Origin of the sequence: Nocardioides sp. R-C-SC26, from assembly GCF_021246465.1 — a bacterium.
Lineage (GTDB): Bacteria > Actinomycetota > Actinomycetes > Propionibacteriales > Nocardioidaceae > Nocardioides.
In genome coordinates this window covers 1-343 of sequence record NZ_JAHRHK010000052.1, presented here as the reverse complement: position 1 = coordinate 343, position 343 = coordinate 1, and the positions used below count along the sequence as shown (strand labels likewise).

The 343-nt window shown below is 68.2% G+C and carries 1 protein-coding gene; it reads left to right on the top strand.

The features are described 5' to 3' along the window. Positions 1–343 (top strand): DNA polymerase (locus KSO97_RS17395; RefSeq protein WP_232681930.1); only part of this gene is annotated, 343 nt, incomplete at both ends.

Genomic DNA, 343 nt, shown 5'->3' with positions numbered 1-343 from the left:
GAGGTACGCCACGTCGACGAGCTCGAGGCGCAGTTCGCGACCGCCGTTCGCGACGCGGCCGAGGCGGCGTACGCGGTGATCGGCAAGGAGATCAACCTCGGCTCGCCCAAGCAGCTGCAGGGGGTGCTCTTCGACGAGCTCGGCATGCCGAAGACCAAGCGCACCAAGACCGGCTACACGACCGATGCCGACGCGCTGGCCTCGCTGTATGAGAAGACCGAGCACCCGTTCCTGGCCCACCCCCTACGCCACCGTGACGTCACCCGGCTGCGGCAGACGATCGAGGGCCTGCTCAAGACCGTCGCGCCCGACGGGCGGATCCACACCACCTTCAACCAGACCA